The organism is Galbibacter sp. L-19 (assembly GCF_056857615.1).
Map to the genome: position 1 here is coordinate 39,554 of NZ_JBSXNL010000069.1, position 25,865 is coordinate 65,418.

28 protein-coding genes and 2 tRNA genes are annotated in these 25,865 nt (G+C 33.7%); 15 read left to right on the forward strand and 15 right to left on the reverse strand.

Going from position 1 to position 25,865, the window contains the following annotated elements; all coding sequences use genetic code 11:
• Window positions 1–193: 193 nt before the first annotated feature.
• The 3 genes from AC13CQ_RS15665 to aat all read left to right on the forward strand — a co-directional run bounded on the left by AC13CQ_RS15665 (window position 194) and on the right by aat (window position 2,496).
• Entirely contained in the window at window positions 194–1,066 is an 873-nt protein-coding gene (locus AC13CQ_RS15665) for a flavin reductase family protein (RefSeq protein ID WP_008610865.1), read from the forward strand.
• 28 nt (window positions 1,067–1,094) lie between these two features.
• Window positions 1,095–1,475: a DUF3127 domain-containing protein gene (locus AC13CQ_RS15670; protein ID WP_008610864.1), complete on the forward strand. Its 381-nt coding sequence runs from the start codon at window positions 1,095–1,097 to the stop codon at window positions 1,473–1,475.
• Between the two features lie 382 nt (window positions 1,476–1,857).
• Window positions 1,858–2,496 (forward strand): leucyl/phenylalanyl-tRNA--protein transferase, encoded by a 639-nt coding sequence (aat, locus tag AC13CQ_RS15675; RefSeq protein WP_008610863.1) that lies wholly within the window; start codon window positions 1,858–1,860, stop codon window positions 2,494–2,496.
• Window positions 2,497–2,613: 117 nt separating this feature from the next.
• On the opposite strand, the gene AC13CQ_RS15680 is transcribed toward aat, so the two are convergent.
• The gene (locus AC13CQ_RS15680; RefSeq protein WP_008610862.1) at window positions 2,614–3,180 is read right to left on the reverse strand and encodes a DNA-3-methyladenine glycosylase I; all 567 of its coding nucleotides are present in this window, start codon (window positions 3,178–3,180) and stop codon (window positions 2,614–2,616) included.
• A 95-nt stretch (window positions 3,181–3,275) separates the two neighbouring features.
• Between AC13CQ_RS15680 and AC13CQ_RS15685 the strand changes: the two genes are divergently transcribed.
• Window positions 3,276–3,887 (forward strand): thioredoxin family protein, encoded by a 612-nt coding sequence (locus AC13CQ_RS15685; protein WP_008610861.1) that lies wholly within the window; start codon window positions 3,276–3,278, stop codon window positions 3,885–3,887.
• Here the strand turns inward: AC13CQ_RS15685 and AC13CQ_RS15690 are convergent.
• From AC13CQ_RS15690 to AC13CQ_RS15710, 5 genes are read right to left on the reverse strand one after another with little or no spacing between them, the layout of a single operon-like run.
• On the reverse strand, window positions 3,870–4,655 hold the full coding sequence (locus AC13CQ_RS15690) for a hypothetical protein (RefSeq protein ID WP_008610860.1): 786 nt from the start codon (window positions 4,653–4,655) through the stop codon (window positions 3,870–3,872). The genes AC13CQ_RS15685 and AC13CQ_RS15690 overlap by 18 nt on opposite strands.
• 46 nt (window positions 4,656–4,701) lie before the next feature.
• Complete coding sequence (gene truB, locus AC13CQ_RS15695; protein WP_008610859.1) at window positions 4,702–5,397, reverse strand: tRNA pseudouridine(55) synthase TruB; 696 nt, start codon at window positions 5,395–5,397, stop codon at window positions 4,702–4,704.
• Window positions 5,398–5,412: 15 nt separating this feature from the next.
• On the reverse strand, window positions 5,413–6,207 hold the full coding sequence (locus tag AC13CQ_RS15700; protein ID WP_008610855.1) for an undecaprenyl-diphosphate phosphatase: 795 nt from the start codon (window positions 6,205–6,207) through the stop codon (window positions 5,413–5,415).
• 28 nt (window positions 6,208–6,235) lie between these two features.
• Window positions 6,236–6,496: a DUF3098 domain-containing protein gene (locus AC13CQ_RS15705; protein ID WP_008610854.1), complete on the reverse strand. Its 261-nt coding sequence runs from the start codon at window positions 6,494–6,496 to the stop codon at window positions 6,236–6,238.
• A gap of 10 nt (window positions 6,497–6,506) precedes the next feature.
• Complete coding sequence (locus tag AC13CQ_RS15710; protein WP_008610853.1) at window positions 6,507–7,385, reverse strand: cell division protein FtsX; 879 nt, start codon at window positions 7,383–7,385, stop codon at window positions 6,507–6,509.
• Between the two features lie 138 nt (window positions 7,386–7,523).
• Between AC13CQ_RS15710 and AC13CQ_RS15715 the strand changes: the two genes are divergently transcribed.
• The 6 genes from AC13CQ_RS15715 (at window position 7,524) to AC13CQ_RS15740 (ending at window position 12,156) form a co-directional block, all read left to right on the forward strand.
• A complete protein-coding gene (locus tag AC13CQ_RS15715) occupies window positions 7,524–8,456 on the forward strand; it encodes a DUF58 domain-containing protein (protein WP_040879868.1) in 933 nt (310 codons plus the stop codon).
• A gap of 84 nt (window positions 8,457–8,540) precedes the next feature.
• Window positions 8,541–8,614 (forward strand) — tRNA-Asp (locus tag AC13CQ_RS15720).
• A gap of 222 nt (window positions 8,615–8,836) precedes the next feature.
• A tRNA-Asp gene (locus AC13CQ_RS15725) sits at window positions 8,837–8,910 on the forward strand.
• A 182-nt stretch (window positions 8,911–9,092) separates the two neighbouring features.
• Window positions 9,093–9,458 carry a response regulator gene (locus AC13CQ_RS15730; protein ID WP_456867859.1) on the forward strand — a complete coding sequence of 122 codons (366 nt, stop codon included), beginning with the start codon at window positions 9,093–9,095 and terminating at the stop codon, window positions 9,456–9,458.
• A gap of 32 nt (window positions 9,459–9,490) precedes the next feature.
• The gene (locus tag AC13CQ_RS15735) at window positions 9,491–9,718 is read left to right on the forward strand and encodes a response regulator transcription factor (RefSeq protein WP_456867858.1); all 228 of its coding nucleotides are present in this window, start codon (window positions 9,491–9,493) and stop codon (window positions 9,716–9,718) included.
• Window positions 9,719–11,079: 1,361 nt separating this feature from the next.
• Complete coding sequence (locus AC13CQ_RS15740; protein ID WP_008610831.1) at window positions 11,080–12,156, forward strand: NAD(P)/FAD-dependent oxidoreductase; 1,077 nt, start codon at window positions 11,080–11,082, stop codon at window positions 12,154–12,156.
• 118 nt (window positions 12,157–12,274) lie between these two features.
• On the opposite strand, the gene AC13CQ_RS15745 is transcribed toward AC13CQ_RS15740, so the two are convergent.
• Window positions 12,275–12,679, reverse strand: a complete 405-nt coding sequence (locus AC13CQ_RS15745) for a DUF983 domain-containing protein (protein ID WP_008610828.1) — start codon at window positions 12,677–12,679, stop codon at window positions 12,275–12,277.
• A gap of 63 nt (window positions 12,680–12,742) precedes the next feature.
• Between AC13CQ_RS15745 and AC13CQ_RS15750 the strand changes: the two genes are divergently transcribed.
• Window positions 12,743–14,659: an ABC-F family ATP-binding cassette domain-containing protein gene (locus AC13CQ_RS15750; RefSeq protein WP_008610827.1), complete on the forward strand. Its 1,917-nt coding sequence runs from the start codon at window positions 12,743–12,745 to the stop codon at window positions 14,657–14,659.
• Between the two features lie 246 nt (window positions 14,660–14,905).
• The gene (locus AC13CQ_RS15755) at window positions 14,906–15,085 is read left to right on the forward strand and encodes a CPXCG motif-containing cysteine-rich protein (RefSeq protein ID WP_008610826.1); all 180 of its coding nucleotides are present in this window, start codon (window positions 14,906–14,908) and stop codon (window positions 15,083–15,085) included.
• 141 nt (window positions 15,086–15,226) lie between these two features.
• On the opposite strand, the gene AC13CQ_RS15760 is transcribed toward AC13CQ_RS15755, so the two are convergent.
• On the reverse strand, window positions 15,227–15,991 hold the full coding sequence (locus tag AC13CQ_RS15760; protein WP_456867857.1) for a LexA family transcriptional regulator: 765 nt from the start codon (window positions 15,989–15,991) through the stop codon (window positions 15,227–15,229).
• Between the two features lie 227 nt (window positions 15,992–16,218).
• Between AC13CQ_RS15760 and AC13CQ_RS15765 the strand changes: the two genes are divergently transcribed.
• Window positions 16,219–16,887 carry a TIGR03915 family putative DNA repair protein gene (locus AC13CQ_RS15765; RefSeq protein ID WP_335587574.1) on the forward strand — a complete coding sequence of 223 codons (669 nt, stop codon included), beginning with the start codon at window positions 16,219–16,221 and terminating at the stop codon, window positions 16,885–16,887.
• A 227-nt stretch (window positions 16,888–17,114) separates the two neighbouring features.
• Here the strand turns inward: AC13CQ_RS15765 and AC13CQ_RS15770 are convergent, their stop codons facing one another.
• A complete protein-coding gene (locus AC13CQ_RS15770) occupies window positions 17,115–18,464 on the reverse strand; it encodes a Gfo/Idh/MocA family protein (RefSeq protein ID WP_008610823.1) in 1,350 nt (449 codons plus the stop codon).
• Window positions 18,465–19,006: 542 nt separating this feature from the next.
• Here AC13CQ_RS15770 and AC13CQ_RS15775 point away from each other — a divergent pair.
• Entirely contained in the window at window positions 19,007–20,221 is a 1,215-nt protein-coding gene (locus tag AC13CQ_RS15775) for a phage integrase SAM-like domain-containing protein (RefSeq protein ID WP_337901551.1), read from the forward strand.
• A gap of 42 nt (window positions 20,222–20,263) precedes the next feature.
• Window positions 20,264–20,779: an ORF6N domain-containing protein gene (locus tag AC13CQ_RS15780; RefSeq protein WP_337901552.1), complete on the forward strand. Its 516-nt coding sequence runs from the start codon at window positions 20,264–20,266 to the stop codon at window positions 20,777–20,779.
• A gap of 40 nt (window positions 20,780–20,819) precedes the next feature.
• Here AC13CQ_RS15780 and AC13CQ_RS15785 read toward each other — a convergent pair whose 3' ends face one another.
• From AC13CQ_RS15785 to AC13CQ_RS15810, 6 genes are all read right to left on the reverse strand, one after another.
• Complete coding sequence (locus AC13CQ_RS15785) at window positions 20,820–21,578, reverse strand: hypothetical protein (protein WP_337901553.1); 759 nt, start codon at window positions 21,576–21,578, stop codon at window positions 20,820–20,822.
• Window positions 21,562–22,389, reverse strand: coding sequence for a hypothetical protein (locus tag AC13CQ_RS15790; protein ID WP_474507790.1), 828 nt, complete (start codon window positions 22,387–22,389; stop codon window positions 21,562–21,564). The genes AC13CQ_RS15785 and AC13CQ_RS15790 overlap by 17 nt, the downstream gene beginning before the upstream one ends.
• A gap of 108 nt (window positions 22,390–22,497) precedes the next feature.
• Window positions 22,498–23,298, reverse strand: coding sequence for a DUF4138 domain-containing protein (locus tag AC13CQ_RS15795; RefSeq protein WP_337901557.1), 801 nt, complete (start codon window positions 23,296–23,298; stop codon window positions 22,498–22,500).
• 12 nt (window positions 23,299–23,310) lie between these two features.
• Window positions 23,311–24,258, reverse strand: coding sequence for a conjugative transposon protein TraM (gene traM / locus AC13CQ_RS15800; RefSeq protein WP_337901558.1), 948 nt, complete (start codon window positions 24,256–24,258; stop codon window positions 23,311–23,313).
• Between the two features lie 17 nt (window positions 24,259–24,275).
• Window positions 24,276–24,890: a conjugal transfer protein TraK gene (locus AC13CQ_RS15805; RefSeq protein ID WP_337901559.1), complete on the reverse strand. Its 615-nt coding sequence runs from the start codon at window positions 24,888–24,890 to the stop codon at window positions 24,276–24,278.
• A gap of 43 nt (window positions 24,891–24,933) precedes the next feature.
• Window positions 24,934–25,680 (reverse strand): hypothetical protein, encoded by a 747-nt coding sequence (locus AC13CQ_RS15810; RefSeq protein WP_482882968.1) that lies wholly within the window; start codon window positions 25,678–25,680, stop codon window positions 24,934–24,936.
• Window positions 25,681–25,865 lie beyond the last annotated feature (185 nt).

The following is a 25,865-nucleotide window of genomic DNA, read 5'->3' on the forward strand; positions in this document are numbered from 1 at the left end:
GTAACGCTGCGTCGCTACACTCCTGATCTCAGAGATTTCGGTTACTATTCTGCGGATAAGGGTTTTAGCTGCGCTAGCCATCAACGCAATTCTAAACTAGGGGCTTTTTAAAATTTAAAAATGGAGGGATTACTTTGTATTAAAACATTTTTGCCTCCGTTTTATTTAAGCTATTTTTGTTTAAAACAACAGTATGTTATCTATAGATCCTAAAGAAATATCCACAGGCAAACTTCATGGTTATCTACTTGGAGCAGTAGGACCAAGGCCTATTGCTTTTGCTAGTACTATTGATGCTAATGGAGCTGTAAATCTATCGCCTTTTAGTTTTTTTAATGTGTATAGTTCCAATCCACCTATTATGATTTTTTCTGCAAATAGAAGGGTTCGAGATAATACTACAAAGCATACTTTGGAAAATATATTAGAAACTAAAGAAGTTGTTGTTAACATTGTAAATTATAATATAGTTCAGCAAGTTTCTTTAAGTAGTACAGAGTATCCAAAAGGAGTTAATGAGTTTGAAAAAGCAGGACTTACAATGTTAAAGTCGGAGCTTATAAAACCATTTAGAGTGGGGGAGTCGCCAGTACAATTTGAGTGTAAAGTGAATGAAGTTATTGCTCTAGGAGAAGAAGGGGGGGCTGGAAATTTAATTGTTTGTGAAGTAGTTAAACTTCATATAAATGAAGCTGTTTTAGATGAAAATGGACAAATAGATCAGCACAAAATAGATTTGGTAAGTAGAATGGGAGGAAATTGGTACAGTCGTGCTAATTTAGGAATGTTTGAGGTGCCAAAGCCTTTAGCTAGCATAGGAATTGGGATTGATAATATTCCTTTTGATATTAGAAATAGTAAAGTGCTAACAGGTAACGATTTAGGTGTTTTAGGGAATGTAGAAAGAGTTCCCTCAAAAGAAGAAATAGAAGAGTTTGTTGAGAGTTCTATAAAAATAAGAGAGTTAATAAGTGCCGATGATATAGCACAGATACACGCAAAAGCTCAAGAGATGATTGCAAATAATGATGTTGTTTCTGCATGGAAACTATTATTGGCTAAATAAATTGAATATATTTTAATATTTTTGACGCATGGAAGTACAAGGAAAAATAAAGTTGATTGATGAGACTAAAACTTTTGGAAACAATGGTTTTAGAAAAAGAGAAATGGTAGTAACTACGGAAGAGCAATATCCTCAACATATTATGATTGAGTTTGTTCAAGATAAATGCGATATTCTTAACGCATATCAAGTAGGACAACAAGTAAAGGTAAGTATTAATCTTAGAGGTAGAGAATGGGTTAATCCGCAAGGAGAAACTAAGTATTTTAATTCTATCCAAGGTTGGAGAATTGAGAATTTACAGCCAGCAGGAAATGGTGCGCCAGAAATGCCACCAATGCCGCCGGAAGATGCTTTTGAACCAGCAAACGATTTTAAAGAAGATGATCACGACGATCTTCCTTTTTAATCTCATAGTGAGTTTAATTCTCTAAAGCCTGTCCTGAGTTTATTAAAGGAATCTGCGCTCAATGAGTTAATTTGTTTTATATAAATACATCTTAGGCTTGATCTAAGGTGTGATAAAAAAAATAGAAAGAAAAAAGGAGTCCTAAGGGCTCTTTTTTTTGGTGTAAATTATAAGTGATATATAAAAAAAGTCTCAACAAAAATTGTTGAGACTTAATATTGTGGTTTTAGGTACGTCATTGTATTAAACTCAAAAAGCAATGATGAAAATAATTGGTTACAATGACATATATCAAAAATGTAATAATAATTCAATATATACAAGTTAAATATACTTTTTTTACTATATTTTTTAAATTTTACAACTAAAAACAAAGGATTAAATGTTTTTTCTCACAGAAAAGATAGTATTTCCGCCAGTAGAAAATGCTTCTGTAGATGGAGTAGTTGCCGTAGGGGGAGATTTATCAACAGAAAGACTTATTGAGGCGTATAACCAAGGAATTTTTCCATGGTTTGATCAAGGAGATTTAATATTGTGGTGGAGTCCAGATCCGAGAATGGTTTTAGTGCCTTCTCACATAAAAATTTCTAAAAGTATGAAGACTGTTTTGAAGAAGAAGATTTTCAAAATTACTTATAATAAAGCTTTCGAAGATGTTATTAGAAATTGTGCTAAAATTGAGAGAAAGGGGCAAGATGGAACTTGGATTGATGAAGATATGACTACCGCTTATATAAAACTGCATAAGATGGGAGTGGCTAAATCTGTTGAGGTTTGGTATGAAAATGAATTGGTTGGCGGACTCTATGGGGTAGATTTAGGACATATATTTTGTGGTGAAAGTATGTTTTCAAAAATGAGTAATGCCTCCAAAACTGCGTTTATATATTTAGCACAGAAGTTAGAAAAAGAAAATTATAAGTTAATAGATTGTCAGTTATATACAGATCATTTGTATTCCCTTGGCGCTCGTGAAATTCCAAGGGAGGTTTTTATAAGTGTTTTGAAATCTAATTAGTTTGTCCTCAATAATCAATACTTAAATGTTTTATAAATTGTTCTGAGTATGCCCAGAGTTTTGTGGCAAAATACTTTTTAGTTCTCTTTTAGTATTTTAGGTTTTGCTTGGGTGTTCTCAAGGAGATTTTACTTGGTTATATCTAAAGCAATTAACTTCATGGTCGTTAACCATACCAGTAGCTTGCATATGTGCATACATTACTGTAGAGCCTACAAATTTAAATCCGCGTTTTTTTAAATCTTTACTCAGAGCATCAGAAATAGCTGTATTTGCAGGAGCTTCTTTGTAATTTTCAACTTTGTTTTGAATCGGTTTCCCATCAACAAAACTCCATATATATTTACTAAAACTTCCATGTTCTTCTTGAATTTTAATAAAATTCTGAGCGTTGGAAATAGTTGCTTTAATTTTTAACTTATTTCTAATAATTCCTTCATCTAAAAGAAGAGAATCATATTTAGAGGTGTTGTACTTCGCAATTTTTTTATAGTCAAAATTGTCAAAAGCTTTTCGGAAATTCTCACGCTTTCTTAGAATGGTAATCCAACTAAGTCCAGCTTGAAAGGTTTCTAGGATTAGAAACTCAAAAATAGTAGCATCATCATAAACTGGAACTCCCCATTCATTGTCATGATAATCTTCGTAAAGTGTATCGCCTACACACCATCCACATCGTTGCATACGTATGATATTTATCAGCTTAATTGCTGTAAGTTTTACATAAATTTGAGTCTAAGATATGAAATAATAATGTAGTATTTGCCGATATAAATTTTATGGAAGAAATAGTAAAAAAACTCATTAAAGAAGCGTTTAAAACAGGATATACATATTCAGATTACCGAGTGTTAGTGGACCAGTTAGTGTTAGAAAATAAATCAACTGGAGTAGCGCAGACAGAAGCTTTGAGTAATTATAGTTTGTTAAACCATAAACGGATGAAGCGGTTGGATAAAACTACTAAGCTTTCTGAAGAAGTGCTAGAAAAATTGCAGTCTTTGGACAGAAAAGTTATTTGGGTAGTTTTGACTGAAAGTTGGTGTGGGGATGCGGCGCAAACACTCCCTATAATTAATAAAATAGCCGAAGCTTCTAATAATATAACTCTTAAAGTTGTTTTAAGAGACGAAAATTCTGAGTTGATGGATAACTTTTTAACACGTGGAAGCCGTTCTATTCCTAAACTTATAATGGTTGATGAAGCTATAAAAGAGGTTATAGATTGTTGGGGACCGAGACCTTCTATAGCAACAAATATGGTAAAAACTTATAAAGAAAAGCACGGAACTTTAACTGCTGAGTTTAAACAAGATTTGCAAATTTGGTACAATAAAGATAAGGGAGAAAATACAATAGCCGATCTTTTGGAATTACTCTCCTTGAAATAAATAGGTAATCGTTCCAGGTTGTTCTGAACTTGTGTTTGCGGAGCTAAATTTAGCTTTTAGTGCGTAATTTATGGCGTTGTCTACAAGGCATCCGTTTTGGGTGGTAGAGCTATTTTTATTAAAAGAAGCGTCTGTTACATCTCCTTGTGGACTAACTTTTATATTTATTACCACTTTGCCAAAGCTCTCGCAAGTATAAACAGGATTTGGAAGACTTACATCATATCTATCAATTAAGGAATAGCTAATTGTAGTTCTTCTTTTTATGTTAACTTTTGGTGCTTCTCCTTTTCTTTTTAGCGCTTCTATTTTTCTGCGTTGTTCTTGTAGTTTTTTTGCATATTCACTAGAATAACCTTCATTTATAGCAGCGTTGTCGTTTAGACTTTCAGAGTTATCAGGATTTTCACTAGCAGCATCTTGCTTTTCTTGCTCTAATTCTTCAAGAGTTTTAAAATTATCAACATCATCTGCATATTCACTTTTTTCAGCTTCATTATATGCTTTATGAGTTTCTAGTTCGGTTAGGGTCATTTCTTCTTCCTGCGGAATTTCTTCTTTTAAGAGTTCCTCGTCGAAGCTTAATTCATATAAAAACTCTTCTTCTTTTTGTCCAGACAATTTTATGTTAAGCAGTGTCAACAAAAAAATCCCCATTAAACAGCTCGAAATAATAAGTGCTAATTGCTTGTTATTAAGCTCGTCTAATTTGCTAATAAATTTATCATTAGCTTCGTTGAGTTTTTTTATTAGTTCTTTTAAGTCCATATTTTAAAAACGACCTGAATGCTAAAGATAAAAATATTTATGTCTTTTAGGGTTGTAATATTTCTGTAAAATCATCGGGTGTTATAGCATTATCTACGTTGAAATCTCCTATTTTGGTTCTTCTTAACACAGATAAATATCCTCCTGAATTAAGAGCTTTGCCAAAATCGTGTGCTAGTGACCTAATGTAGGTGCCTTTGCTGCAAACAACTCTAAACGCTACTTCTGGAAGGTTAATAGCAGTAATTTCAAATGCTTCGATAGTTATTTTACGCGATTTTATTTCCACTTCAACCCCTTCACGAGCATATTCATAGAGTCGTTTTCCGTCTTTTTTTAAGGCTGAAAAAACAGGAGGGAATTGATCTATTTCTCCTATAAAGTTTTTAGTAGCTTCTTTAATTTTTTCTTCTGAAATATGCTCAATAGGAAATACTTGGTCCACTTCTGTCTCCATGTCATAAGATGGACGTGTAGCGCCCAATGTAATAGTGCCTGTGTACTCTTTTATTTGTCCTTGTAGTTCTGGAATTTTTTTAGTGAATTTTCCAGTACAGATAATTAAAAGTCCTGTTGCTAATGGGTCTAGAGTTCCAGCATGTCCGACTTTTATTTTTTTAAGGCCAAATTTTTTCTTGATAGCCCATTTTATTTTATTTACCGCTTGAAAAGAAGACCAAGTTAGCGGTTTGTCAATAAGTAATATTTGTCCGCTTTTAATATTTTCTTCGGTATATATCATAAAAAAAGAATTCGATTAATAAAAATAGCCAAGCGTTATTGCAATTAGCCCAACAATAAAACAGTACATAGCAAAATACACCAATTTGCTGTTTTTTACTAATTTAATCATCCAGGTACAAGCTAGAATTCCAGAAATAAAAGCTGCTAAAAAACCCATTGCTAATGCTTGTGTGTTATGTCCTTCATAGGATAAATCTCCACTTAGAATATCTTTAGCTATTTTTCCGAAGATAAGCGGAACTACCATTAAAAAGGAAAAACGGGCAGCTTTACTTTTGTCATTTCCTAATAACACAGAAGTAGAGATTGTTGCGCCAGACCTTGAAATACCTGGAAGCATTGCAATAGCTTGAGAAATACCAATAACAAATGCATTGGAATAGCTTACAGGTTTTCCAGTGTGTTTAGCTTTATCCGCCAAATAAAGTAAAAGAGCGGTAACTATAAGCATAAAACCAACTAGTAAAACGTTACCGTTAAATAGCATTCCTAGCTGTTCCTCAAAGAAGAAGCCAATGAGTGCAGCTGGAACCATGGAGATAATTATTTTTAAAGAAAATTTAAGTTCCTCGTTCCAAGTAAACTGAAAAATGCCTTTGAGAATTTCTAAAATATCTTTTCTAAAAACTACCATGGTGCTTAAAGCAGTAGCAAAATGGAGCACAACTGTAAAAAGTAAACTTTCTTGTGGTACGGAATTATCTCCTAAAATAGCCTTTCCAAGCTCTAAATGTCCGCTAGAAGAAACTGGTAAAAATTCTGTAAGGCCTTGTATAATACCAAGGATTATAGCGTCTATAACCTCCATGCTTTATAGTGATGGAATTAAATTTAAATTAGTTATTTTTCTTTTTATTTGGATTTAAAAGGATAGCGTAAACCTCAATTCCAAAACCAATAAGAACTAGCGTAGGTGCTAACCTAATTCTTCTAAAATTATAAATATCAGGATTAAAAACAGCTGGGTCGTTACTCCCACCGCCACTCATCAATATAAAACCTATAGCAATAAAGGCTAGACCGATGAACATAAACATATAATTCTTCTTTTGAAATATAAATTCTTTATCTGTAGTATTTTGTGTTTTATTTTTCACGATATTCTTTTTAATAATATAAATCGTCTGTTCTTAAGTTCAAAAATCGTTGGGTGGCAATATACGTACTTATCCACGTAATAATGATGCCTATTACAAATATTCCTATAAATAAAATGACCAACATAAGTGGATCTGAGAGTAAATTTAGTTGTGGCATAATGCTATTTACATAGTATAAGAGACCGGCCATAGCAATTATGGCAACCAAAGCGCCAACCATGCCAAGTTTTATGCTATTCCATATAAAAGGTTTACGAATAAATCTTTTTGTGGCTCCCACCATTTGCATCGTTTTAATGATAAACCTTTTAGAATATACCGATAAACGAATAGAGCTGTTAATTAATAAAACAGCAATTAATGTAAAAACACCACTAGCAATTAGAATCCAAAAACTCATCCGTTTTACATTTTCATTCAGTAAAGAAATTAAAGGTTTGTCGTAGGAAACTTCAGCTACATAATCTTTTTTAGAGAGGTTATCTGCTATTTTTTGAATACTATCTGTAGCTACATAATCGGCATTGAGGTGTACATCTATTGAATTTTGAAGCGGGTTATACCCCAAAAAATCTAAGAAATTCTCCCCAATTTCTTTGCTATGGTCTTCTGCAGCTTCTTCTTTAGATACAAAAGTAGCCGTTTTGGTATAGGCTGTCATTGCCAAACTTTTTTGTAGCTGGTTTATTTCTACTTCTTTAGCGTTATCTTTTAAAAATACAGTAATTGCTACTTGTTCTTTAAAGTGGTTTGCTAGTTTTTTGGTGTTAATTACAAGTAAGCCTAAAACACCTAATAAAAACAAAACAAGGGCGATACTTAAAATCACAGAAAAGTATGAAGATATAAGTTTGCGTTTCTGGTAGCGCTCAAAAGATTTGCTCATGTGTTAAATATAATTGGATGTGTAAAAGTAATAAAGTAAATTTAATCACTATAATTTATAACGGTTAAGATTGTAAGTAAATTATAAAAAATGCCTACAGTTTTTAGGAGGCATATTATTTTAGGAGAAAGAGATAGCATGAAATTACAAGCAGTAATTAATAATTTAGAATTATCTGGCAATTTAGAATTACTAGCCAGTCAAGTTGTGGAGGGGTTTATTAGTGGAATGCATAAAAGTCCGTTTCATGGTTTTTCTTCAGAATTTGCAGAGCATAAAATATATAATCAAGGCGAAAGTACCCGCCATATTGATTGGAAGCTATTTGGGAAAACAGATAAATTGTATACTAAAAAGTATGATGAGGAAACCAATTTACGGTGTCATTTAATTATAGATAATTCCGCATCGATGCATTATCCATCTATAAAAAAGCAATCTATTAACAACCTAAATAAAATAGGTTTTTCGGTATTGGCTTCTGCTGCATTAATGAAGTTTCTTAAAAAACAGCGTGATGCTGTAGGTTTAAGTATTTATTCTGATGCGTACGATTTTTATGCGCCAGAGAAAGGGAGTGAGCGCCATAGACATTTATTATTAAATACTTTGGAAGGTCTTTTAATAAAAAATAAGTTGAATGCTGCTCAAACAAAAACCTACACTTACTTACACCAAATAGCAACTAAAATTCATAGGCGAAGTCTTATTTTTTTGTTTACAGATCTGTTTCAAACAGAAACAGACCAAGAAAAGTTATTTCAAGCACTTCAACATTTAAAATACAATAAACATGAGGTTGTCTTTTTTCATGTTATGGATAAAGAAAAGGAGTTTGAATTTCAGTTTAACAATACTCCAAAACGATTTGTAGATGTGGAAACAGGAGTGTCTATAGATTTATTTGCTGAAAATATAAAGGAGTCTTACGAGAAAATGATGCTGCATTTTCAAGAAGAACTTAAATTACGCTGTGCTAAATATGGAATTACATACGTTGAAGTTGATGTGAATCAGAATTTTAATAAAATACTTCAAACGTATTTAGTTGAACGTCAAAAGTTTATTTAGGATCTAAAAAATATTTTTATTTTTTAGATAAAAATACTTGTAGAATTAAAAATGCGCTGTATATTTGCACTCGCAATAACAAAGGGTCTGGTAGTTCAGCTGGTTAGAATACATGCCTGTCACGCATGGGGTCGCGGGTTCGAATCCCGTCCAGACCGCGAAAAGCAAGAAGCTTCAATGAGAATTGAAGCTTTTTTCGCATAAAAATAGTTGTGTTGTTCGATGGTATGAAAATACTGTCGGCGGTTTAGTAGTTAAACCAATGAAAGGCTTTCCTCTCGATTCTGTCGAGCTGTTGAAGGCTTTTTTTATTTTATTCATTTTCTAGAAAAGGTTTGTATAATTAATAATAGCGTGTATATTTGCACTCCAATAAAAAAGGTCTGGTAGTTCAGCTGGTTAGAATACATGCCTGTCACGCATGGGGTCGCGGGTTCGAATCCCGTCCAGACCGCAAAAAGCTTCAATGAAAATTGAAGCTTTTTTTGTTTAAATTTTCTTTATTTCTAAATGGGTAGTCGTAATTGTAATACTCAATTAGAGTTATTAATTCTTCTTCAAAAGAAAAAAATAAACTTTGTTATAAATATTTTCTATAAATTTGTTGTTAATTAAGACATTAAAGGGAATGAATTTATGCGTGTAGCTATATTAGATGATCATAAAATGATTACTGACATGGTAATGGAGGTTTTGGAAAAGGTCTCTGAAATTAAGACTAAAGAAGCATTTACTTCGCACTCCCCGTTTATTGAATTTTTGAAAAATAATGAAGTAAACCTTGTAATTCTAGATATTTTTATGCCTAAAATAAATGGGCTACAAATAATAAAAGAAATACGAGAGTTTAATAAAGACCTAAAAATAATAGTACTTTCTTCTTCAGTTTCTACTAAGATAATGAAGGATGTTATTTCACTTGGGGCAAATGCGTATGTTACTAAACAAGACGCTATGTCCGACCTTATAGCTGCTATGCAGCATTTCAAAGAGAAAACATAAAACCTTTTTTTAGTGAGAATGCAACACAGGCAATGGTGGCAAATTTTAGTAAAAAAGAAGTGAAATTATCTCCTCGGGAAGTACAATTGCTTCATCTTATGTGTGATGGAATGACTGCCAAAGAAATTGCTTATAAACTTGATTTAAGCGTAAATACAATTCATTTTTACAGTAAAAGATTGATGGCTAAAATGGGAGTCAATAGAACTGTTGATTTAATTTTAAAAGCTATTGAGGAAGGTTATATACTTTCCAAATAACCTTTATTGGTTGGTATTTTGGTATAATCCTTCGAGTTTTAGTGTGATATCACGGTTTTGATGAATTTTGGGCACAGATTCAGAAATTATTGTTGACGGATAAAAGTTAACGGAATTTATTGAACTCCACTTGTATTAAGGTTCAAATGAGGTTTTTAAAATAGCCCCTTGCTATTAAGAAAAATGAATAAAAAGAGGATTTTAGTAATGTTATTTCTTTAAGCTGCTCATTTTATAATAGTTAAGATTTAGTCTTTGTTCTTTTCTCTTATAGCAAAGCGGTCTTGTGTTTTTACTCGGACATTAATGAATTTTTTTCTTTAAAAGGTAACTGCTAAAGCATAGTCTAGGAATAATTGATATATAGTATAAGTTTGATATTTATTAGAAAATCCTATATTAAAATTAATGTATCTAATTAAAAGATTTCAATGTAGCTACTTTTTTAATTTATTCTCTTCTACATCCTATTTTTATCACTGAATTTAAACTGAATAAACATTTAGTTTATAAGGTTGAATTTCAGGTTGGTTTATTGATAAAGGCTTAAGTAAGAGAGTAATAATAGGTGGAAATTAGTAGGTTTTTTTTATTTGGTTTGATATAGATTATTCTGTGTCGATACTTTCTTCTTAAGTCTTTATATTGTAAATAGACTTCTTTGTTAAATGTTCTTTAATTCCCATGTCTTTCCGTGCTTTATACAGGAATAAAATATCATTAATTATAGTGTTTATTCTTAAAATTACTTTGTGCTATTTATAAAATATATTTTCAAAGTTGATTGATAAAAAACATGTTCAAAATAGCAGGATCCCCCATCCCTATTAATGTTATCTGTTCTTAGTTGATAGTTTAAATGACGTGTAATATGATGTATTTTTTAATTGCCAAATCAAGTTTTCTTGTTACCATAACAAGTACTGGATACGAGGTCTTATTTATTTTATTATTGATATTAGTAATTTTTAGAAAGAAACTTATTTGAAGTAAATAGGTTTTATAAACCCTCTTTATTATAAAAAATATAGAGGCTTTTATTTGGGATTAAACTTAATAATTTTACTCGGGAATTGAGATTTGAATGCTCCAAAACCTGTCCTCAGTTTACTTAAGGAATTGCGGTGAAATATTTTTTAGCTTTTCCTTTTAATCCTTCATTGAGGGTTTTATTGCCCAGAGCTTGTCCTGAGTTTTCTGAAGGGCTCTACGTCTAAATGGATTAAATTATTTTTCCTTTGAACACTTCGTAGGCTTGCCTCGAGGTGGTTGATTGCCTGGTGAGCTTGCTCCGAGGGAGTTTACTCTATAACAAAACATTCTTTCCTTATGTTCTCAATCAGAAATAGTATTTTTGTAGTATGATTGATTATATAATTATTGGGGTAGGTCTAGGTGGGATTGCTTTTTGTGAGCAATTAGAAGAGAATAATAAATCTTATATTGTTTTTGATGACAATTCCCAACAATCCTCAAATGTTGCTGGCGGAATGTATAACCCTGTTACGTTAAAAAGGTTTACGGGAGTTTGGCGGTCGCAAGAGCAGTTAGCAATGTTAACTCCATACTATAAAAAGTTAGAAAACAAACTCTCCATTAAAATAGATTATAAAACTCCAGTTTTTAGAAGGTTTGTTTCCGTAGAAGAGCAAAATATGTGGTTTGAGGCTTCTGATAAACCTATACTACAGCCTTTTTTATCAGATAAATTAATTAAAAATACAAACCCAAATATAGATGCACCTCTTGGTTTTGGGGAAGTGCTCGGAACAGGAAGAGTGGATACGGATTTATTGCAACTTAGTTATATAAACTATTTAAAGGAAAATGATAATTTAGTTCAAGAGCGTTTTAATTATGATGAACTTGTTGTAAACGACGATTATGTAGCTTACAGAGGTATTAAAGCAAAACACATTATTTTTTGTGAAGGTTTTGGGCTTAATAAAAATAAGTACTTTAATTATTTGCCGTTGGTAGGGACTAAGGGGGAGCTTTTAGATATAGAGGTAGAAGATTTGGAATTGGATTTTATATTAAAATCTGGAGTGTTTATTATTCCCCTGGGAGGTAATAAGTTTAAGGTTGGGGCTACTAATAAATGGAAAGATAAAACTAATACCCCTACACAAGAATCGAAAGAAGAATTAGAGGAAGGGTTACAAAAATTTTTGAAAAGCACTTATAAAATAGTTGATCATTTAGCAGGGGTTCGTCCTACTGTAACAGATAGGAGACCTTTAATAGGGACACACCCTCAATATGAACGACTTCATATTTTAAATGGATTAGGAAGTCGTGGAGTGATGATTTCTCCTTACGCAGCAAAAAAACTATTTGATTCTATAGAAAAAAACATTCCTTTAGAAAAGGAGATGGATATTGTTCGGTATAAAAAGAAGTATCCAACTAAATATGTTGGAAAAAAAGATATTTAAAGAATTAAATCAGCTACTTCGAGGCGAGCTCATGAGGTATTCAAAAGAAATAAATTTAACTTATTTCGATGCAGACCTCTTTAATATACTCAAGACAATGTCTGGGGAATTAAAAAGATTATGATTCTGCTATATTTTTATATTGCGCAGCTGCTTTTGAATCGTATTTAAAGAAAAAATTAATCCAAATATTTCTTGACAATCTCATAATTATTGGCATAAAAGCAATCATAGTCCCAATAATTACAAAAAAGGAAGTTTTTAAACTTGTACCAATAAAAAGAAATGAAATGATAAAAGCAGCTACAGCAAAAGCTGTTCCAACGGCATAACTTACATACATAGCTCCGTAAAAAAAGGAAGGTTCTATTTTATATTTAGTGCCACAAGAGGCACAATGTTCTTTCATATGTAATGTTTCACTCGGATTGTACATGTTTTGACTAGCATACATGCTTTCTTCATGACATTTAGGACAAGTTCCTGTTAAAATGCTGTATAGTTTGCTTCCTTTTTTTAACATTTGCAAAAATTTTATGTAAAAGTACTATATTCTAGTATTTTCTAACTGATAATTATCATTAAAATGTTGAATGTCCATAACCTTTCTGTCTCCTTTGGAGGGGAATATTTATTTGAAGAAATAGCTTTTAGATTAAGCCCTGGAGATCGTGTTGGTCTTATCGGAAAAAACGGTGCAGGAAAGTCTACCATGCTCAAATTATTGTCTAAAGAAATGGAGCCAGACAGTGGTGTTATTTCAACAGATAAAGAAGTACGAATAGGCTTTTTAAAACAAGATATAGATTTTGTTTTAGGAAATACCGTGCTAGAAGAAGCGTACCAAGCCTTTGAGGAAATTAAAGCGATGGAACTTCAGTTAGACAACATAAACCGTCAATTAGTAGAGCGTACAGATTACGAAAGTGAAGCGTATAATCAATTAATGATTGATTTGAGCGATTTAACGCATCGTTACGAAATAATTGGAGGTTATAATTATCAAGGAAAAACAGAAAGAGTATTATTAGGACTTGGTTTTAAGAGGGAAGATTTTAATAAATTAACCGATACGTTTTCTGGGGGGTGGCGTATGCGTATTGAGTTGGCCAAATTATTACTACAAGATAACGACGTGCTTTTACTGGATGAGCCAACTAACCACTTGGATATAGAATCTATTATTTGGTTGGAGCAATTTTTGAAAACCTATGCGGGGGTAGTTGTTATTGTTTCTCATGATAAAATGTTTTTAGACAATGTTACCAACCGTACGATTGAAATTTCTTTAGGAAAAGCATACGATTATAATAAACCTTATTCCGAATATTTAGAGCTTAGAGCGGAGATGAGAGAGCTTCAAATGAATGCTCAAAAAAATCAAGAGAAGCAAATTCAGCAAACCGAAAAGTTAATTGAAAAGTTTAGAGCAAAAGCTTCTAAAGCTTCCATGGCACAGTCGCTCATTAAAAAATTAGACAAAGTAGAAAGAATTGAGGTTGACGAAGAAGACAATGCGGTAATGAATATTCGTTTCCCAGTTTCTGTACAGCCAGGTAGAGTTGTTGTAGAAGCAGAGAGGGTTGGAAAAAAATATGGAGAGAAAGTGGTGCTTAATGAAGTTGATATGATGATTGAGCGTAACACTAAAACTGCTTTTGTAGGACAAAATGGTCAAGGAAAAACTACTTTGGCTAAAATTATTGTAGGAGAAATTGAAAATAGTGGAACGCTTAAATTAGGACACAATGTTCAAATAGGATATTTTGCTCAAAATCAAGCCGATTATCTAGATGGCGAGAAAACAATTCTCGACACTATGTTAGATGAAGCTCGAGACAGTAATCGTTCAAAGGTTAGGGATATGTTGGGATCCTTTTTATTTCGTGGAGACGATGTGGATAAAAAAGTGAAAGTACTTTCTGGAGGAGAAAGAAATAGGTTAGCTCTTTGTAAAATGTTATTACATCCTTTTAATGTATTGGTAATGGATGAGCCTACCAACCATTTGGATATTAAATCTAAAAATGTTTTAAAAGTAGCATTACAGAATTTTGAAGGGACTTTGTTATTAGTGTCTCACGACCGAGATTTTCTTCAAGGGTTAACAGATAGTGTTTACGAATTTAGAGATGGTAAAATAAAAGAGTTTTTAGGAGATATAAATTTCTATTTGGAAGAAAGAAAAGTTGAAGATTTTAGAGCGGTAGAAAAGAAAACTGAAGTAGCCAAAAGTGCGCAAAAAAACGAATCTTCGGAGAAATTATCTTTTGAAGACCAGAAGAAATTAAAATCTTTAAAAAATAGAGTAAGTAAGGCGGAAGCAGCGGTAGCCGAATTGGAAAAAGAGATTGCAACGATTGATGCTGAATTGGCTACAAACCATGATGAGCTTATTGCGAAACCTAACTTTTTTAAAAATTATAATAAGAAGAAAGAACAACTAGAAAAGCAAACTGAAGAATGGTATTTGCTAACAGAAGAACTACAAAATCTTCAATAAAAATGCATTTCATCGAAAAAATATGCATTTTAAGGATTTTTTAGCGAAGTTGTTAGTATCTTAGTGATTCAAAAAATGAACAAGATTATTTGAATTTTAGCGTCACTAATGGTTCAAATCATTTGTTCCATATTTTAGTTAGTTTGTTTGATTGATTTACGGAGTGTTAGTTTTCTAACACTCTTTTTTTGTGGAATTTTTGAGGTGAAAATTGGAATTAAGCTTTAAGTTTTAGACCTTAGAGATATGTTTGAACACTTTTTTCAATGTCCATATTGTTGGGAAGAAGTTTCCATGCTTTTAGATCCATCTGTAAATCAAACTTATGTTGAAGATTGCGAGGTATGTTGTAATCCAATAGAAGTTACCGTTTCATTTGAAGATGGAGCGCTTACTACTTTTGCAGCTGAGAGTATAGAACAATAATTTACTCGCTAAGTGAGATACCTCTTAATGAATTACTGCTATGCTTATAAAAATTGGCTGCTAGCCCTGATTGAGCCAAATACCGTGTATGGGCGAAAGCAGGCAAGAGCGAAACCTTATATAGACCATGCCATAGGGCTACTAATTCTTTAGCAAATTAATTTCTTTTTTTAACTCGGTTAGCGATTGCTGTATTTGTGAGAGCGCCATATTTCCAGCACTTTCATCGAATTCCGAACTTATTTTGCTACTAACTTCCCAAATTTCTTGAATTTGATGTGTATTTATGGTTATTGGAGGGTATTCTGGATTTATAGAAATTAGAGAAAGGAGTTCTTTATTTTCATGCTTTTGTACTTTTTTTACCAATACGCTGTCGTGCATAACAACCACACAAATTACATGATTTCCCAGCATAGAAATGTTTTCTACGGCTTTGCCAAGCACCCATTCTTTAGGGTGTAACATAGGGAGCATGCTATCTCCCTCCAACTGAAAACCGCGGTAGGTAGCATTTCTATATTCGGGTAATGGAATTGTGAAGGCTGGAAGCTCTTCGTACCAATCAAGATCCTGAATATTATGAGGGTAGCCAGCTGCCGCTTTTACGTTAACCAAAACAATTCCTTCATTATTTTCTGGGGTAACTGTTAGCACTTTTGGGGAGGTATTTACGGTTGTGTTAAGCTGTTTTTGAGTGCTTTTGCCATAGAGCCAAAGTGGGTTTACTTGGAATTTTTCCATAAGAACAACTACCATTCCGCCAGTAATTTTAGATTTCCCACGTTCAATATCTGCTGTAGACCCTTTTATTTCCAGTGCTTTAGCAAAATTATGCTGGGTAAGATCAAGAGCTTCTCGAACTTCCTTAAATCTAATAACTTCTATAGGTAGCGTTGGTTTCATCTATATGTAAAATTGAATTTGATGCTTTTAGCAATGTAAATATATAAAATATTTTGGAATATTTCCTTTTTATTGGAAAAATTCCATATATTTGAAATGTGCTAACTTATTATAAAGCTAATTTACTAAAAGATATGAAGCTACATTCATTATATAATGGAATATTTCCAAAAATGAAAAGAAACTTATTTGGAAAGCTTTTTAATTTTAATAAAAAACATACTACTATGAATACAATTTTAATTTACGACGGAAGTTTTACAGGATTTTTATCTGCTGTTTATAAAGTTTTTGATGAAAATTTAAAGGAGGTTTCAATAGTGAAGCCTAAACATTTTGTCCCCGATATGTTTAGTGAAAGTGTGAAGGTAGCTTCTTCTGAGATTTATGCTAAGAGAGTTTGGAATTCTTTGGAAATTAAAACTACCAAACATGGAGCAAACGAATTGTATAAAGCATTTTTAAGTGAAATTAAAGGAACTGAAGATGTTCTGCTTCGCTACATTATGTATGTGTATGCTAGTGAGTCTTATAATTATACAGATTTATCTAATGTAAATGCATTACGTGTATCTCAAGTAGCGAGAATGGTAACTCGCGAAATGAATCATATACAAAATTACTTATCTTTTAAGCCATCTAATAATGGGATGGATTTAGCGGTATTAAATTCTAATTTTAATATGCTCCCTTTAATTGGTAAATATTTTAAAAGAAAGTATCCTAATAAAAAATGGTTAATATATGATCAACGTAGGAATTATGGATTGTACTTTAATACTAAAGAAATAGATCGAATCCATTTATCTATAGACGACCAATTAAAAATCTATGATAAAAACAATCCAATATTTTACGTTAATTTAGGGAATAGTCAAGCAGAAGTTAACTGCTAATCCATTGGGTTAAATTTTATTAGTTTTAAGTAGGATGTGGTAATGTATGCAGGGAAAGAGAAGTGCTTTTTTTTAGATTCGATTTGTTATAAGCAGACTTAAAGTCTATTTCAAAAAGTATGCTAAAAAGTCTCTGCACCTTTCAGTGCAGAGTAACTTAATTTCCTAAGCAGTTAAAAAGATGAGTTAATCTGCTTCCGTTTTGTTTCTTATCTAATGAAACCGATTTAAACTTTAGGTAATTCCCATCCATTGTGGTAATTAGCTTTTATAAGTTCATTGGCTTTATCGTTATTAGTAAACTGTTCTTTTGTAGCGTCCCAATATACTTTTTCACCTGTTTTATAAGCAATATTTCCCATATGGGCATTAATAGCAGCAATACTACCAGTTTCTATGCCGCAATTTAAATTTGTTGTTTCCCCTTTGATAGCATTAACAAAGTTTTGAGCATGCACTTCTAAGGCATTGTTTTTACCAGGAATAAAATCTACTTTTTCAGTTTTAAGCACTTTTTGACCGTCTTTGTCTTGGGTTTCAGGGATTACTTCCCAACCTTGTCTATTTACAACAAGCGTTCCGTTATTTCCAATAAAGGCAATACCTTCTGTTTTTCCATAGTTTCCACCGTCAATACCAGTAGCATGTTCCCAGAGTAAATTAAAATTTTCAAACTCATATACTGTTTGTAAGGTATCTGGAGTTTCGGAAGCATCGTTTGGGTATGCAAATTTACCTCCCGAGGCTATGATTGATTTGGGCGCCTTTACATTCATTGCATACAAAGCAATATCAATTTCATGTACTCCCCAATCTGTCATTAAGCCACCTGCATAATCCCAAAACCATCTAAAATTAAAATGAAATCTATTTTTATTAAAAGGACGTTGAGGTGCTGGACCAAGCCACATTTTATAATCTACACCTTCTGGCGGAGCAGAATCTGGAACCACAGGTACAGGTTTCATCCAGCCTTGATAAGACCAGCATTTAACTAATCTAATATTACCTAGTTTGCCAGATTGAACATACTTTATAGCTTCGTCATACTGAGAGCCGCTTCGTTGCCATTGACCAACTTGAACTATACGATTGTACTTTTTTGCGGCTTTTACCATTACATTGCATTCTTCAATGCTATTTGCAATAGGTTTTTCTTGATATACATGCTTTCCTGCTTCGCAAGCATCTACCATATTTAAACAATGCCAATGGTCGGGAGTACCTACAATAATTGCATCAATATCCTTATTTTCAAGCATTTTTCGGTAATCAGTATAAAGCTTTGGGGCTTTATTTCGTAACTCTTTTACGTTTGCCGCTCTTTGATCAAGTACATTTTGGTCAATATCGGCTAAGGCAATACAATTTACTTCAGGGATTTTTAAATGAGCCTTCATGTCGCTCCATCCCATTCCTTTACAGCCAATTACCCCAAAGTTTATTTGATCGTTTGGGCCTATTTTTTGTTGTAAAGAAGCAAATGTTTGGGCAGACATATAATTAGTCATTCCAAGTCCTGTAATTGCTAGCGAAGAATTTTTTATGAATGTTCTTCTGCTATTTTTATTTTTCATATAAAAAGGTTTTGGTTGTCTTAAATATAGTCAAAATATGCTATACCTATTGTTTGTTAAGATTTAAAGGGAATAGAGGTTGTTAATAGTCAATATCTTTTTTTTAGCACAAAGGGTTGAAAATATAAAAGTATAGGAGATTCTTAAGAAGAAGGTTTTTTTTGTGGAACTTTGCATAAACACAACTTTTGGGAATGATCCCAACAATTGGGAATGATCCGGTTTCTTGTACTTAACTATAGTGCAAAAAAAAGCTCTCAATTTTTTGAGAGCTTTTTGTGCGGGTGAAAGGACTCGAACCTTCACACCTTGCGGCACTAGATCCTAAGTCTAGCGTATATTTGCCTAAAGAAAGTCAAATCTATTGATTTATAATTGATTACATTTTCATTGGTATATTTTGATTCCATTTAAAACCAAACGAATTCAATAAATGTTGTACCTATGTTGTACCCAAAAACCCTAGGAATTACGTATCTTTAAAGTGTATTTTAAATAAAATGTTGTACCTGATTTGACTTTCGCAAGAAAACAGGTCAACAATGTCTGCAAACGCAAAAATAGTTCTTCGTAAAAAGCCCAATGTTAATGGGCTTTATCCGCTTGCCATTAGAATTACCAAAAACCGCCGCTCCACTTTCAAGCATATTGGCCATTATATTGATATTGAGGATTGGGACGAAAAAAAGCTTGAAGTCAAAAGATCACATCCAAACGCAGACATCCTTAACAACCTTTTATCCACCAAGTTATCTGAAGTCCGAAAAGGTTTAATTACACTTCAAACCGAAGACAAAGATGCATCTGCTAGACAAATTAAAACAGAAATATACAAACCAACTTCTAGTTTGACTTTTTTTGATTATGCCGATGAACATCTTCAAGCTCTGGAGGCTGAAAAGAAAATTAATCGACATTCCGCTGATTCTGCTTGGATTGGATATATAGTAAAGTTTAGTAAATCAAGGCAGCTCACCTTCCAGGAAATTGACGACCGATTTTTGAGAAAATTTAAAATTTATCTGAAAGGCCCAACTGCACTTTCCGAAACTTCAGCCATGAATGTAATGGTGCTTATTCGTCTATTGTTTAATCGTGCAATTAAAGATAAAGTAATAAGCAAAGAACTGTATCCCTTCGGAATTGGAAAATTTAAAATCAAATTTCCAGAAACGGTCAAGATTGGATTGAACCAGCAGGAAATAAAGAAACTAGAAAGTATTGATAATCTTTCCGATGTGGAAAGACATTCCTTAAATGTATGGCTTTACAGCTTTTACTTTGCAGGGATGCGTGTTTCCGATGTCCTGTTTACCCGCTGGTCACAAATATACGATGGCCGTTTACATTATAGAATGGGTAAGAATTCCAAATTATTGTCTTTAAATATACCCGATAAGGTTGCGAAAATTTTAGAGGAGTATGTATTTGAAAAATCGGGTGATGATGATTTTATTTTTCCAGAAATGCGAAAAGCTGACCTTAAGAACGCTAAAGATATTTATAACAAGACAAAAACTGCCACGAAAAGGCTAAATGACAATTTAAAGTCCATCATGAAAAAAGCAGGAATCAATAAGAAAGTCACTATGCATATTGCTCGACACTCTTTCGGAAATATTGCCGGAGATTCCATTCATCCGTTAATGCTACAAAAACTATATCGCCACAGTGACCTAAAAACTACCATAAATTACCAAGCCAATTTTATTCATAAAGAGGCTGATGAAGCCCTAAATAGGGTTCTCAACTTCTAATAAAATAAAGTCCTTTAATACAACATAAATTATTATTTTAAAATGAAACTATCACTTATAAAAACCAAAATCCATAATATTCAAGGAAATCGAGTAATGTTGGATTTTGACCTCGCGGCACTTTACGATGTAGAAACCAGAGTACTCAAGCAAGCAGTTAGACGAAACCTTAAAAGATTTCCTGAAGATTTTATGTTTCAACTTTCAAAAGAAGAATGGAATGAGGTTATCACAAATTGTGATAACCTTCCAGAGAATATCAAATTTAGCCCTGCCACTCCTTTCGCGTTCACCGAACAAGGTGTAGCAATGCTTTCCAGTGTTCTCAATAGTGATAAAGCCATAGATGTAAATATATCGATTATGAGAGCATTTGTGGCGTTACGACAACATCTTACCGATTACACTAATCTTAAGGATCATATTGCCGAACTTGAAAAGGAAATGAACATCAAATTTAAAGATATTCAACAGGTATTAAACTATTTATTGCAAAAGGACAAAGTACAAATTGAACATCAGGACAGGGAACGGATTGGATATAAGCGAAAACCTTAATTAATTAATATAAAGAACTTCTCTAACCTCTCTGAACTTATCACATAAAAGCTGTTTTTTCTTCATATAAATAATCTCCACATCCAGCCTCTTTAATCAGGTTTATCCAGCGTTTTTCTCTTGTCCAATATTTATCTCCAGGTTGGACATAAGCTAAAATGGCGAAGTCGTACCAGTCATTAGCCTGTACTTTCATTTGACTAATTTCTAGAGTTTTAAAGAAGTAATCCAATGTCTTTACAAGCAATTCGGCATTGCCCATTTCAAAATCGTCTAGATTACATTTCCCCTTGGTTGACTTTTCTACGCAAAAGTTTAAAAACCCACCTGTTATTTGATAAGTATCAAGTTTCTTGTGTGCTTTTTTACTTGTTATTCGTTCGCGGATTTTTTCGGCTTCTTCATTGAAAAGGTCACTCACTTCAGTCAAATTCTTACGCATTTCTTCGATTTGATCACGAAATTCATCTTTTTTATCCGGGTCAATAGAATGTCCTTTTGCAAATTTTGAAGTAAAATTTAGCCAATGACCAATTTCTTTTTCGACATCATAGTAATATTCCTGATGTAGTTTAGCAAGATGGATAAAAGGCGGTTCATAAATAACGTTTTCTTTGAATTTAAAAAGCATTCTTATGGCACCCCTAGATAAATCTTCTTTGTCAATTAAATTTTCTGATTTTGAAAGCTCGTGTATATTGGGAAACGTAGGACAAATAGGTTCAGATTTCACCAACTTGTAAAGGTCTTCTTCTTGACCTAGTCCATACCAAATATTAGCGTCAGCTATTATTTTCATTTGTTCCTATAGGTTTTAGTTGTTGATAGAACTGTTGGATAAATCCATTTTTATCAATTCGTAGAATAAATTCATCTCCATTAAAAAGAATTGGATTTTTATAATCTCTTCTATAGTCTCTCATCGATTCTTTTCTTTCCAATTGATGATGTACGCTATTTTCTAAAAAAAAGTCTTGGATATCTTGTTGTTCAAATTTGATTAAGGTTTTTAGCAAAGTCCATATCTCGTCTGACTTATATTCAAAAAAACTTCTTTGTTTAAATTGTCCATCTGCAAACTTGGTTTCTTCTACGTGCTTAACAAAAATGTGGATAAGTCTTTCGTAGGGTAATACAATAGGAATAAACCAATCCATTAATGTGATATCTCTAAACTCCCTAGTTAATTTGAGCAACGTCCGATAAAACTCGGAATTATAATGTCCTATTGAATTTAGTATTTTACCATTCAGGTTAGTTCGGGCAATTTCTTTCTTGATAATTTTTTTCCGTTCTGTAACCATTTTTCGCCTTTCCGATAAGTGAAATTCAAAATCCCCTTTAGTAACTTTTTCATCATTAAGTAATTGTAAAGTGATTAGCTCAAACCTCACTTTAGATTTAATTTCTTGTGTATCGACCCATTTTTTTGGAAGCTTTTCTCTTCCGTAATGCCTTATTATAAGTGCACAATATGTATAAAAATCGTGCAAAGGAAAACTGTAACCTTCTTCAATTATTCTGTTGTATCGCCAAAGTAAAATCCGCTCATTCGCTACAGGTTCATAACTTGTTTCAATTCGGATTAGATTTGGCACTTTTTTTTTCAAATGTTATGGGATAATTGGATAAACGTATTACGTCTATTTTCATTACATATATTTTACAGGTGTAACAAATATACTTTTTTATCCTAAAATGAAATCAAGATGAGATTTTCAAATCCTAATTTCTAAAATTACCTTCCGGCTCCCATTCAGTTCCTTTAGCTCCAACATCAACTTTTCATTATCCCCTAAAACAAACTTGGGCAGTACATATATAAAGCGTTGGGTCTCCCCATCGGTAGTGCAATGGAGCATATTAAGTTTGTAAATCACTTTTTGTCGTAATCTTTGATAAGAAGCTTTTCGCTTTTTGTTTCCATTGGTTCTATAAACATTGAGATAATCGATTTCAAAATCGATTCCGGATTTGTTTTTTACCTCCAAAACCAAATACACTTCAGAAGCATCATAGAACATTTTTTGCAATTGCATTTTGATGCCCTTCTTGCGTTTTGTGGCCAGGTTTTCAAATCTAGATTTCAATAGATAGTCTCCCATTTTTTGAAAATGTGCAATCCTATTTGCATATTTGTCTTGCGATCCGGCAACTGAATCCCTTTCGACCCTTTTAGGAAGCTCGCTGCCGATGCTTTCATTTTCACTGATGAAATAATTCAGTTCAGGGAGCTTTTCGGAATACTTCAGGATATAAGAGTAAACATTTCCATCATTGGTCACTGTGAGCAGATTGCTTTCCGTTCCAGGCTTTGCCTGTAGCAATCCAAAATACTGCTCTTTTTCACGGTTATAGGTAAACACAAAATGGGAAGCTCCCGTAATACCCTGCCGTATGGGATTGGGGAAAAACAGGGCAACGTTTTTCTCGTCGTTGGCATAAATAGTGTCTAGCGGTTGTTGTGCCGATACGGACATTGAAATGGTCAGTATGATAAAGATCATTATTGTTTTCATAAGCGTAAGTTTTTAATTGCCTCTTAGAGGCCTTAATATGAGTTTGTAGTTATCGGTTATGGTCACCTTTACGTTCCGATGGTTGCGCTGGAATATTCTTTTGAACCCGTTTACCTGTGGAACTCCTGCTATATTGATATCATCCACCATATCCCCAACGACCTCGTTGGTCATTTCAGCCCGAATGCTGTTCTCCACATAAATCCCCTCGCTACCATCCTGAAAGTCATGGGCAGTTAATTTTACCGGATCATGGTCTATATTTTCAATGGCAATTATTGTCCGATTGGGTTTAAAACGGACAAACCCATAGATGGGTGTATCCTTTGGAATTCGCTTTCCATAAATAGTGGCATCCCGTAGCAAACGCATCTGCAACCGATAATTGGCTTTTACGGTCTGTGTGCCGTCCACACGGACATATATAAAAGTGTCCGTGTTTTGTGAATTCAAATTTTCGTTTTCTACAGGATGCGAGGCAAAAAAGAGCTGATGTTCCAGCGCCCGTTCTTTGACCTCTATTTCCATTTCCTTTGCCTCAATGTTGGTTGTTGTGTCCTTTGTCACTCCTTTGGTTGATTTTGAAGGCTGGTATCTGGGGGTTAGATTTTCATAGGTCTGTTCGGAATACCGGATCTGCCCCTGTTGGTAGATACTGTCCACAATCCGCATTTTCTTCTTGTCCAACAGATCTGGGTCATATACGCCCGTAGAGTCCAACAGGCGCTCGTCATAGATACTCGGTGCATTGGTCTCCCGGACTTCCTTTAGATCGTTCAGGGCATCCAATTTGGAATCGTATTCTTTTTGGCCACCCTCAAGTTTCGGTACTGGAACCTGGTTGTTCTCTATGGTCGGTTCTTCTTCCTCTCCCAATACCAACATCGCATAGCCCCCTATAAACAGGAAGATGCAAATCAGCACAGCCGAAAAAATGAGTTTATTCTTTTCTATCTTCATCTTGATATGTTTTTAATTTATTGTCCATTATGGACTTTACGTAAGGTGCTCTCAAAAAAATCGGTGATGAGAAGACCATGGGTGTTTTTTGGAAAATTCCTATCAACGTGAATGAGGTATCCCGTTGTGACAAGCTCATAAGTATCTGTCACTGAACCCCTATTGATTTCAAATAAGGTTCTGGTTTCGAACTTATAGGGATCGTTTTGAATATCAATTTTTGATTCGATTTTCAATACCTTTTGCACCAGCGAGTATTGTAGCAACCGGTTATAGACCCCATCAGCCTTTTTTTGGCGGTACAGGGCATCCACGGAACTATTGCCCAGCCATAGGGCTTTTTCCAAATTTTTCTCATAATTGCTGGCATCTATGTTATAGAAATAGCTGTGGAACAGTTCCAAATGTGCCAAGGCCTCTACCTTTAGGTTTTCCCGTTGGGAAACCAGTTTCAGGGGAATAACGCTACCATCGGTATTGACCACAAAGGCATTGTTGACCGTTTCCTTATGGAGCTTTACGACCATCAGGACGGAAACGGTACACGTAAGTGTTGCCCCGATGATGACCGCTAAAACGATAAAACGATTGGTTCTGAGGACATCGTAAATATTTTTATAGGGTATTTTCATTTTTCTTTATGATTTTTATGATAAATGCACCTTAGGTGCCGTCTTAACCAGCAGCAAATAGCTTGAACACAAAGGAGGTGGCCCTGCGGTAGAGCTTGAACTTCAGGAACACGATAAACCCGATAGAGGCACATTCTATGAGCGGGGCAAAGAACTCACCGCCCCAATCCGTACCAAAAAGGTCGCCCCAAAAGTTGGTGTTGATTTCAGTATAGAGCGTATTGATAAACACATTGACCAAAAAGAAGGCCGGCACCAACATATACACCCCGGCATAGAGCTTAAAAAAATTATAGGCCAGCTCTCGGAATTTTTCAAAAACGGCAAGACTGATGACCAAAGGGAAAAATGCCTGCATGATCCCCAGCAGAAAAAACCGTTCTGCCAAGAACAACGGATAGATGAACAGGTCTATCATCCATAAAATCACACCAACGATAAAAGCAAGCATTTTTAAACCATAAAGAGGCGTTACCAAAGCTTCGTACAATATGGCCATCGCTTTTTTGGCGGCCTCCAGGGCACCCACATCCTGTTCAAGATCCACATCCTGCAACTGCAACGGGAGGAGTGCCGGGGCCGTGTCTCGGTATTGGCTCTCAATAGCCACCAGTATACCATCAAAGACAGCCAATACCTGTGTTGAAAAAATGACCAGAATGACAATGGCAAAGTTCTTGGCCAGTTCTACAGGGGTCAATCCCCAACTATGCCCATCTGTGGAAGCAATGCCCTCGTTATATTTTTTAAGTATATTGATCAGAAAAAAGAGCACGGCCAATGTCTTCATCCCTGTAATGGTATACTGGGAAAAATCACTGTTCTTTATGGTCTGAATGGACTTGCAACAAAAAACTAGACAAAGAGAAAAGAGATTATGCTGCTAATTTTTGATTGTACATATCTGTTTCAAACTCATCAATAGATTTTAATCCTAAAGCTGAGTGTAATCTTTTTCTATTATACCAAGTTTCT